The sequence below is a fragment of the Burkholderia sp. Bp9099 genome, from assembly GCF_003857805.1.
Classification (GTDB): Bacteria; Pseudomonadota; Gammaproteobacteria; order Burkholderiales; family Burkholderiaceae; genus Burkholderia.
This window is the reverse complement of sequence record NZ_QTPU01000066.1, coordinates 1-9,922: the sequence shown is the minus strand read 5'-3', so window position 1 is coordinate 9,922 and position 9,922 is coordinate 1. Positions and strand designations below refer to the sequence as shown.

Below are 9,922 nucleotides of genomic sequence, written 5' to 3'. Positions count from 1 at the left end.
CAAGAGGATCGTTTTCGGCATGGTCTAATTGGGTCTACATACGGTCGCGTCACCGCATATTGCTGCCCACACGATCAGGTGATTTCGGCGGTGACGGTGCAAGGGATCGGCTGGCGCGGCATCAGTAAGCACGAACTCGACGATATCGGCGCGGCCGGTATCCTGACGCAGCGCGTGTTTGCATCGGGTTTCGCGGTCGGCGTGCAGAAACCGTACCGGTATTGGGAAGACGATTGGCGACACGGCAAACAAGGAACGAAGCCGGGGTTCTGGTATCCGCCGTCGCCGCCAGCCAAATTCAATCTGGTGGGTGCGATCAGAGGGAACGAGTCTGTGTTCGGTGTGGCGGCGACGCTCGTGACCGCGCCACTCATGTTCGTCGTGACCGGCATCAGTTCGGCATTGAACATGCTCCGTGTGAACGCCGATCCGCCGAAGGGCTGGACGGTAGTTGCGGATGCCCCGGCGCTTGACGAGCCATTCCCGCCGAAGGCATTGCGATTCGGCAAGTCAGTCGCGACCAAGGACGGCGACGCGATCAGCGACTTCAACGAAGGCAACGATCCGCCGGCTGCATGGCGCGACGCGAACAAGGCTGACGCGGACAAGCGAGCCGACGACCCCTACGACCAGTACAAGGCGAAGAACCAGGACAGCGTCGCTCAAGGTACGGCCGCAACGGAAGCCGGACAACGTTACGAGGACCGCGCGCTGATGCGAATGGAAGCGCGTCGGACGCTAAACACCGAATGGCTCGACGGCGACGGCCACGTGATCGGCGAGGACGGCAAAAGCGCGATGCCCGAAGGCTACAAGGATTGGCGCGACAAACAGATCGTCGGTTGGCTCGATCGCGGCACGACCAACAGCCCGACGAATCACTCGACGACGATGACCAACCCAGAGCATGCCGAAAAGGCGCTTGCGTATGACGTCGCTGTGGGCCTGTGCTATCTGACGGAAAAGCAGATCAACGCGCTGCGCGTTCAAGCCGACTGGCGCATGGCAAGTGGAATCTCGGATGACGATCGGAACAAGAAATTTGCGAAGTACTTCAAATCCGGCACCGTCGATGGACTCCCCATGCATAAATGGGTTCATGCAGAAAACAGTGAGGGCAACCTACCAGGCACGATCTTGGATGAACGCGAAGGTGAGTTCTATCTGAAGGCCGGAGACTTGATATGACGGCACTGATTGCTACATGGCCGCGCCGAATCGCATTTGCCGTTTCGGCATGGCTGATCACTATCCTGTTCATGGCTTCGCTGGTCGCGTACGTAGAACAACCCGACCCGGCACATCTGGAAATAGGTGATTGGATGAAACGATTGGTTCTCTTACCTGGTTTGGTCGCTCTTATGGTGCTTCTGTTCACCACGGCTGCGATGCGCGCTGCGCACGCCGGCTCCACTCTGAAGCCAGCAGCGAATGCAGCACCTGCTATAGAAAAAACGGCGAAGCCGATCATTGCCCAGGTCATCGGCCTGATCTGGCTGAATCCGTTGCAACGCAAGGACTATCCCACAGAGTGGCAATTGCTTTGGGCGCAGGGGCTTGTAGCACCAAACAAGAATGACGATATGGTCCGCACGGATCCGAAGTCCTTTACTACAGTGCAATCAGTAGCCGGCATTGCGTACGGCAACGAGGGGCAGGAAACGTTCAAGGGCTTCTACCATAAGTACATGGAAGAATTCCTGGATCTGCTACGCAACCGCTACGCGATGAATGCATCGTACTTCTACACGGTTAAATCCGAGAACTCTCAGGATTGGCGCGAGCTGGCAGGCATCCACGTTGAGCAGGCAATCCCTGAACGACTCGAAATCGCCGAGTCGAGGGAGTTTTTGACCAAGGAAATTGCAGATACCTTCTTGATCGGAAATCCGCATTTCCCGACGATGTGGAGCCGCGACACGCCTCCCGACGTACAAATCACTCAAGGCGGCGCAAACGCCGGCTTCACATCGCTGAACAACGCGTTGGATTACTTGCAGGCGAACCCCGACAAGACCGTATGGGCGATGAATTGGGACGCCCCGAACTTCCCGCCCACGGATGCGCAGATCAACGAGAACCTCGTCGTGCTGTTCCTCGCCGGCCCGAACTTCAACACCGAGCGCGAGCCGCTCGCCTGGATCGGCAAGGCCGCAACCGGCAACACGCACGATTTTTCGCCGAAGGTCGGCACGACGCGAACGGTGCAGGCATGGAAAGCCACGATCGACGAAGCAGCACGCAACGCCGGTGTCGCGGTCACGGACCTGAATTACATCGTCCACGACGCAGGTGTACCCAGCGACGCAGCGTCGTTACGCGTTGTCTCCCTCGCGCAAACCTTGACCGAAACCCTCCCTGAATACGACCACACGAATCAGACCTTCAACACGGCCGCCCTGCTCGGCGACATGGGAACCGGCAGCGCATTGACCGATGTCGCACTCGCAATCGGCCGGATCAACCACTTCGGCGGCAACGCCTTGGTAGCCGGCACGACCGACCCCGAGCACCCCGTCGCCGTCGTCGTCAGACCACCGTCGAAGCTCACCCCGATCGATCCGGACCAAGACTGGTTCCGTGCACGCGGCGGCAACAACGCGTACCTCCCCTGGTGGGGACGTCGACACGACACCGACTACGGCATGCAAGGCTATTCGTGGTGATGCAAACCAGCACCGCGGCATGTGGCGAGTAAAACGCCAATGCCGCCCGAATCATCGAGAGGACGAGTCATATGCGAGGAATCATCCGGGTAGGCGACAGCCATACCCACGGCGGCCGGGTCGAGTCCGGCGCCGACATCAGCAAGGTCATGGGGCGCGCGGTCGCGCGCTTCGGCGACACGTGTTCGTGTCCGATCCACGGCACCTGCACGATTGCCGCCGGCGACACTGCCTTCGACGTCGAAGGTCGGGCCGCCGCATTCGACGGTCACAAGACTTCGTGCGGCGCGACGCTCGTTTCTTCCATTCCGAACTCCGGGCGCCCCTGAATGCTGAAGACACGACGCATGACCGCCGAACAGTTCCGACTGCTGCGGCTTCAAGATACCCGCATCAAACCGTTGAACCAATGGGCCCTGCACGAGATTTTCGTGAAGGGCCGCCCACAGCGCGAGCTGGCCGCGAAACTGGGTATGAACCGCTCGGCAATGTCGCAGCTCGTTCGCAAGGCGTGGCAGCGATATCTGGAACTACCGGGCAACGTCACGCACCTCACCACGCTCACGATTACGATCCCCACGAAATATGAGCAAGCGCTGCATGCCTGGGTGCAGGACGCGCATCGTTTATCGAATCAGCCCGATCAAGACGAGTTGACGTGATCGACGCGCCCCTCAAGGCGTTCACGGACATCCGATACGTCGCAGGCAGGCCGGGCAACGCCCATCGGCAGCGCCCGGCCGCGCCGGCATCCGCATGAACAATTCCCGATCTTCCGTCAGGTCCAGACGAAAACAAATTCCCCCGTATCAAACAAAAAGAAAACGTTATTCCACATCGCTCTGAATTCACAGCCAACTTTGGATCCTTTTTCCCCGTCCTCCCTCGTATCATTTCTCCCATTCCGAAGAGAAAGAACCAGAGAAGGACATGAGCGATACCACCCCGCTGCACTACCTCGACTACGCAGCCACCACCCCCGCGGATCCCCGCGTGATCGAAGCGATGACGGCCTGCCTCGGTGCCGACGGCATCTTCGGCAATCCCGCGTCGAGTTCGCACGCCGCCGGCCGGCTCGCGAAGGAAAAGGTCGAGCACGCACGCGCGCAGGTCGCCGCGCTGATCGGCGCGCAGGCCGACGAGATCGTCTGGACGTCGGGCGCCACCGAATCGAACAACCTCGCGCTGAAGGGCTACGCGGAGACCGCGACCGGCAAGCGCCACCTCGTCACGAGCCGCATCGAACACAAGGCGATCCTCGACACGATGGCGAACCTGTCGAAGCGCGGCATGACCGCGACCTACCTGACACCCACCGCCGACGGCGAAATCACCGTCGACGCCGTGGCCGCGGCGATCGGCCCCGATACGGGCCTCGTGTCGCTGATGCTCGTCAACAACGAACTCGGCACGCTGACCGACATCGGCGCGATCTCGCGCATCGTGCATGCGGCCGGCGCGCTGCTGCACGTCGACGCCGCGCAGGCGCTCGGCAAGACGCCGATCGACGTGCGCGCGCTCGGCATCGACCTGCTGTCGATGTCCGCGCACAAGGTGTACGGCCCCAAGGGCATCGGCGCGCTGTTCGTCCGCCGCGAGATCGCCGAGCGCATCGCGCCGCAGATCCACGGCGGCGGGCACGAGCGCGGCCTGCGCTCGGGCACGCTCGCGACGCACCAGATCGTCGGGATGGGCGTGGCGTGCGAACTGGCCGCCGAGAAACTCGAGCGCGAAGCCACGCGGATCGCGGCACTCAGCGCACGCCTGAAGGACGCGCTGCTCGCGCTCGGCGACATCACGCACAACGCGGCAGCGGCACGCCGCATCCCGCACACGCTGAGCCTCACGGTGAACGTGCCGGGCTTCTTCCCGTTCATGCTCGGCGATGCGCTCGCCGTGTCGTCGACCTCCGCATGCAACTCGACCAGCGGCGTGCCGTCCCACGTGCTGACCGCGATCGGCCTCGACGAGCAAGCCGCGGGCCGCACGGTGCGGATCAGCTTCGGCCGCTTCACGACGGAACAGGACGTCGATTTCGCGATCGCATGTTTCGCGCGCGCGCTCGAGCAATGCCGGGCCGCGGCAGCGACCGGGTTCACCGCGTCGCGACAGATCACGCCGGCGGACCTGAAAGCGATCCGCAGCGCCGGCTTTCGCGCGGTGATCTGCAACCGGCCGGACGGCGAAAGCGCCGATCAACCGGCGTTCGAAGCAATCGCCGCCGCCGCCCGCGAACTGGGCCTCGACGCGCGCTATCTGCCGGTCGAACGCGACCGGATCGGCGATGCGGAAGTCGACGCGTTCGGCGCGCTGATCGATGCGCTGCCGAAGCCGGTGCTCGCCTACTGTCGAAGCGGAAGCCGCGCCGGGATGCTGTGGAACCGGCTGACGGCGCGGCGCACGGCGACGGTCTGAGCGCAGCCCGCATGTAACGAAGCATCGCGCGCGTCCACGTTCATGCTCGAAACCGACGTTTCGACGCGTGGCCGCCCGGGCGTCGCGATCAAACGCCGAATGCAAGTCGGTGGAAAGCGCGAAGTGCGCGCGAAGTGCTGCACGCATGTCCGCTGGCACAGGCCGGGCTCGTCGATCGGCACATCATCCCGTTCGGGCCGTTTCCGGCGTCGGAGCACGGTTTGCGCCCGGTAACGCGCAAGCCCGGCACCCGCTACCTCGCATACTCCAGTTGCAGCGCCACCCAGTCCGACGTCGCGTCGCCGTAGCTCGCCGCGACGTCGCCGAGCACACCGGGCAGCACCGCTTCGCCGCGCCGCCCGTCCGGAATCGTCACGCGCGCGTGGCCGGCATCGGCCGGTTGCGTCAGCAAGCGCAGCCCGTGCTTCGATTCGATCACGTGCGCGTCCGCCGTTGCGACGATGTCGCTGCGCCACGTCCGCGCCCACGCATCCGCGGTGAGCGCAACCGGAAGTTCGTCGAATCCGCTCGCGACAGGCAGATCGAAGGTCCGATGCCGCCAGAACGCGACGCGATTCGTCAGTGCGGTCGCCACGGCACGCGCGGTCAACCCGAACCGGCTGCCGTCGTGAACGTCGCTCCATCCGTGCGCGCCGATGTCGCGTGCCGTTTCGCGCGCGGCCACCGGCCCCGCCAGCGCATTCACCAGCGCAAGCGACGCGGGAATCGACGCCGACACGCCGCTCGTCGTCATCACGTTGCCGTCCATCACGTAGCGGCGATCGTCGACCCACGCCGTTTCGGCAAAACGGCGACGCAGCCCGTCGCGCGAATACCAGTGCGCGGTCGCGATGCGATCGCGCAGCAGCCCGGCGTTCGCGAGCACGGCCGCGCCATCGCAGATCGCCACCATCGTGGCGCCGGCAGCGGCCTGTTTGCGCAGCCACGCGAGCACGGCCGGCCGGTCGGCACGATGCAAGGCCGGCACGATCACGACGTCCGCGCCGAGGGGCACGTCCGCGTCGAACCGGTCGAACGTCGTATCGGCCAGGATCCGCAGCGCGGGCATCAGTTCGACGGCGCCGGCGTCGGCCGACACGGCCACGACATCGGCCGCGCCCGACGTCTTCAGAATCGCGTACGGAACGATGAAATCGGTCGTCTCCGTTCCGGCGTTGTCCGCGACGATCGCAACGAGCGGCCGCGTACGGCCCGCCTTCGGTGCGTTCACGCTCAGCGTTTGCGTGACCGTTCGTGCGCCGTGCGCGGCCGACTGCCCCGACTGCCCCGACATGCACGCGCCCAGCACCGCACACACGAGCAGCGCAACCGCCACGCGCATCGCCCCGTTTCTGTTCCATTCCCGCATCGCCCACCCGCGTCAATCGATTGCATGTGCGGAAAATTACAAGGATCATGCACGCGGTCACAAGGACAACTCCACCGCACTTTCCGCCATGCCCCAGTCAACCGGTCCGGCACGCGACATCGTCGTCGTCGGCTTCGAAGGCGTCCAGTCACTCGACATCACCGGCCCGATGGAAGTGTTCGCGGTCGCGAACCGCCATCTTCCCGGGCATGTCCCGCGCTATCGGCTCACGCTCGCATCGCAACACGGCAACGACATCGTCACGCACGCGGGCCTGCGTCTTGCCGGCCCGACCGCGCTTGCGGCGTTGCCCGAGCCCATCGACACGATCATCGTCGCAGGCGGCAGCGAAGCGGCGCTGCGGCACGCGGCGTCGAACGCCGGCGTGCTGCCCTGGCTGCGCACGCGGATCGCGAGCACGCGGCGGATCGCAAGCATCTGCACGGGCGCGTTCGTGCTCGCCGCGGGCGGATGGCTGGACGGCAAGCGCGCCACCACGCACTGGAATCAGTGTGCGACGCTGCAGGCGCTTTGCCCCGACGTGCGGGTCGAGCCGGATGCGATCTACGTGAGCGATCCGCCGTTTCATACGTCGGCCGGCGTGACGGCCGGCATCGACCTGTGTCTCGCACTCGTCGAGGCCGACTGCGGCGCGCCGACCGCGCTCGCGGTCGCGCGCGAGCTCGTGCTCTTCATGCACCGTCCCGGCGGACAGGCGCAGTTCAGCGTCGGTCTCGACATCCAGGCAAACGCGACGCCACCGATGCGCGCGCTGCTCACGTCGATCGCCGACGACCCGACCGGCGACCTCGGCGTCGCCGCGCTGGCCGCGCGCCTGCACATGAGCGAGCGCACGTTTGCGCGCAATTTCCTCAAGGAGACGGGGCTCCCGCCCGCGCAATTCGTGCTGGCCGCACGCGTCGAGCGCGCGAAGGCGCTGCTGGAGCGGGCAGACTGGCCGCTCGAACGGGTCGCGCAACGTTCGGGGTTCGGCAGCGTGGATGCGCTGCAACGTGCATTCGCGAAGCGGGTCGGGATATCGCCGCGCGACTACCGTGCGCGGTTCGGACAGAAACCCGGCAAGCAGCAAGCCGAGTAGGCCGCTCCAGGTTCCCTGCCGGGCCGACTCACGGGATTGCGACACGGGGCGCGGTCGACTTCAGAAGGCGATTGCGGGCCATGTCGCCCTTCACGGGAGCGCACTTTTTCCCCGGCTGTCGCATTTCGACAAGTACGGATCATCGCGATCCGCATGGATTCCTTACAAATATTCAGCCCGCCACGCAATGCCCCCGAACGGTGCACCCGTCCGGAGTTTCGCCGGATTGCCGAAATCCGATATCGCCGCGAGATTTGGCTTCATACCGTTCCGTATCGGACCGGATACGCGATCGCCATCGATGCATGACAACGCGTGCCCGCCGACGAATTCCAGGAGCGGGCCGCAGCACCGGGCCCGGGCAGCGATGACGGTCCTGCCTCGCAGGACATACGTGACGGAGCGAATATGGATGCGAAAATCCAGCCTGATGCAGGTATCGACAGCGACGTAAGCCTCCTCCACAAGATGGGATATGCGCAGGAGCTGTCGAGACGCATGAACGGCTTCTCGAACTTCGCCGTGTCGTTTTCGGTGATCTGCATTCTGTCGGGCGGCATCACCGCGTTTCAACTGGCGTTCTCCGCAGCCGGCGGCGCCTCGGTCGGCCTCGGCTGGCCGCTCGGCTCGCTGTTCGCGCTGATCGTCGCGGTGTCGATGTCGCAGATCGCGTCCGCGTTTCCGACCGCCGGCGGCCTTTATCACTGGGGCGCGATCCTCGGCGGGAAGAAATGGGGGTGGATGACGGCGTGGCTCAACCTGATCGGCCTGATCTTCGTGATCGCGGCGATCAACTTCGGCACCTACGATCCGTTCTTCAAGACGCTGATCGCACCGATGTTCGGCGTCGGTCCGGACAGCCTGACGTGGTGGCATCAGACCGCGTTCATCACGGTCATCACGATTTCGCAGGCGATCCTGAACGCACGCGGCATCCGGATCGCGAGCAAGATCACCGACCTGTCCGGCTACCTGATCTTCGTCGTGACGATCGCGCTGGTCGTGTCGCTGCTGGTCTACTCGCCGGTCACGTTCGACCTGCATCGGCTCGTCACCTTCACCAACTACACGGGCGTCGACGGCGGCGCCTGGCCGAAGCAGACCACGCCGCTCGCGTTCCTGTCCGGCCTGCTGCTGGTGACCTACACGATCACCGGTTTCGACGCGTCCGCGCATACGTCGGAAGAAACGCACGACGCGGCGAAGAACGTGCCGCGCGGCATCATCGGCTCGGTGTTCTGGTCCGCGGTGTTCGGCTACGTGATGGTGTGCACGTTTGTGCTGGTCATGCCCGACCTGACCGCCGCGATGAAACAGGGCACCGGATTCTTCGAAGCGATCCTCGCGCCGATCCCGAAGACCTTGCGCGTCTGCCTCGAGCTGGCGATGTTCTTCATCAACTACGTGTGCGGGCTCGCCGCGATCATGTCGACGTCGCGGATGATGTACGCGTTCGCGCGCGACGGCGGGCTGCCGGCGTCGAAGCTGCTGCGCAGCGTGAATCACAATCACCGGACGCCCGGCCCGGCAATCTGGACCTGCGCGGTGCTCGCGATCGTCGTCACGCTGTACGGCGACGCGTTCTCGGTACTGAGCGCGGGCAGCGCCGTGTTCCTGTTCATCTCGTATGCGATGCCGATCGGTTCCGGGATGCTCGCCGAAGGGCGCACGTGGACCGAAAAGGGCCCGTTCCAGCTGGGCATCTGGTCGAAGCCGTGCGCGCTGCTCGCGCTGGTGGGCGCGTGCGTGCTCGCGTACGTCGGCATCCAGCCGCCGAACGAGAAGGTGCTCTACGTGCTCGTCGCGTTCGTGGGCGTGCTGATGGTGATCTGGTACGGGTTCGGCGTGCGCAAGTCCTTCGCCGGGCCGCCGGTGCTCAAGGACACGCGTAACGACGAGCGTATTCGCGAACTCGAGGCGAACGTCGATCCGACCGTGTGACGCGACACCGGTTCGCACGCAGCGCAAAAAATCCGGCTCGCGGTGTGCGAGCCGGATTTTTTTACATCGTTTCGGAACGAGCGAGGTTCAACCGCGTCGGCAGTCGAACCCGATTGCCGCGTCTCAGCCGTAGACCGGGAAACGCTGCGTCAACTCCGCGACCAGACCGCGTACGCGTTCGATCGTCGCGGCATCTTCCGGTGCTTCCAGCACGTCGGCGATCAGGTTGCCGACCTTCTCCGCTTCCGCCGGACCGAAGCCGCGCGTCGTCATCGCAGGCGAACCGAGGCGGATGCCGCTCGTCACGAACGGCTTTTCCGGATCGTTCGGGATCGCGTTCTTGTTCACCGTGATATGCGCCGCGCCGAGCGCCGCTTCCGCTGCCTTGCCCGTGATGTTCTTCGCGCGCAGGTCCACCAGCATCACGTGGCT

8 protein-coding genes and 1 pseudogene are annotated in these 9,922 nt (G+C 64.6%); 7 read left to right on the top strand and 2 right to left on the bottom strand.

The window, feature by feature from the left end:
• The 5 genes from DIE17_RS36645 to DIE17_RS36625 form a co-directional block, all read left to right on the top strand.
• The coding region (locus DIE17_RS36645) for a DUF3274 domain-containing protein (RefSeq protein ID WP_124921825.1) at positions 1-1,188 on the top strand (1,188 nt) is incomplete at its 5' end.
• On the top strand, positions 1,185-2,666 hold the full coding sequence (locus tag DIE17_RS36640; protein WP_260439299.1) for a virulence factor: 1,482 nt from the start codon (positions 1,185-1,187) through the stop codon (positions 2,664-2,666). The genes DIE17_RS36645 and DIE17_RS36640, both read left to right, overlap by 4 nt.
• Positions 2,667-2,737: 71 nt before the next feature.
• The gene (locus tag DIE17_RS36635) at positions 2,738-2,995 is read left to right on the top strand and encodes a PAAR domain-containing protein (protein ID WP_124523318.1); all 258 of its coding nucleotides are present in this window, start codon (positions 2,738-2,740) and stop codon (positions 2,993-2,995) included.
• 18 nt (positions 2,996-3,013) lie between these two features.
• Entirely contained in the window at positions 3,014-3,328 is a 315-nt protein-coding gene (locus DIE17_RS36630) for a TrfB-related DNA-binding protein (protein WP_124523316.1), read from the top strand.
• 268 nt (positions 3,329-3,596) lie between these two features.
• On the top strand, positions 3,597-5,081 hold the full coding sequence (locus tag DIE17_RS36625; RefSeq protein WP_124489857.1) for an aminotransferase class V-fold PLP-dependent enzyme: 1,485 nt from the start codon (positions 3,597-3,599) through the stop codon (positions 5,079-5,081).
• Between the two features lie 253 nt (positions 5,082-5,334).
• Here DIE17_RS36625 and DIE17_RS36620 read toward each other — a convergent pair whose 3' ends face one another.
• Complete coding sequence (locus DIE17_RS36620) at positions 5,335-6,450, bottom strand: DJ-1/PfpI family protein (RefSeq protein ID WP_124489856.1); 1,116 nt, start codon at positions 6,448-6,450, stop codon at positions 5,335-5,337.
• 88 nt (positions 6,451-6,538) lie between these two features.
• On the opposite strand from DIE17_RS36620, the gene DIE17_RS36615 reads away from it, so the two are divergent.
• The gene (locus DIE17_RS36615; RefSeq protein WP_124489855.1) at positions 6,539-7,549 is read left to right on the top strand and encodes a GlxA family transcriptional regulator; all 1,011 of its coding nucleotides are present in this window, start codon (positions 6,539-6,541) and stop codon (positions 7,547-7,549) included.
• 408 nt (positions 7,550-7,957) lie between these two features.
• Positions 7,958-9,490 (top strand): amino acid permease, encoded by a 1,533-nt coding sequence (locus tag DIE17_RS36610; protein ID WP_124489854.1) that lies wholly within the window; start codon positions 7,958-7,960, stop codon positions 9,488-9,490.
• Positions 9,491-9,613: 123 nt separating this feature from the next.
• Here DIE17_RS36610 and glyA read toward each other — a convergent pair.
• Positions 9,614-9,922: pseudogene (gene glyA, locus DIE17_RS36605) on the bottom strand (serine hydroxymethyltransferase); the annotation flags it as partial.

Bases quoted from the DNA above. Each gene is read 5' to 3' on its own strand.
- DIE17_RS36610 (WP_124489854.1), top strand. From the start codon at position 7,958: ATGGATGCGAAAATCCAGCCTGATGCAGGTATCGACAGCGACGTAAGC.
- DIE17_RS36620 (WP_124489856.1), bottom strand. From the start codon at position 6,450: ATGCGGGAATGGAACAGAAACGGGGCGATGCGCGTGGCGGTTGCGCTG.
- DIE17_RS36630 (WP_124523316.1), top strand. From the start codon at position 3,014: ATGACCGCCGAACAGTTCCGACTGCTGCGGCTTCAAGATACCCGCATC.
- DIE17_RS36640 (WP_260439299.1), top strand. From the start codon at position 1,185: ATGACGGCACTGATTGCTACATGGCCGCGCCGAATCGCATTTGCCGTT.
- DIE17_RS36635 (WP_124523318.1), top strand. From the start codon at position 2,738: ATGCGAGGAATCATCCGGGTAGGCGACAGCCATACCCACGGCGGCCGG.
- DIE17_RS36615 (WP_124489855.1), top strand. From the start codon at position 6,539: ATGCCCCAGTCAACCGGTCCGGCACGCGACATCGTCGTCGTCGGCTTC.
- DIE17_RS36625 (WP_124489857.1), top strand. From the start codon at position 3,597: ATGAGCGATACCACCCCGCTGCACTACCTCGACTACGCAGCCACCACC.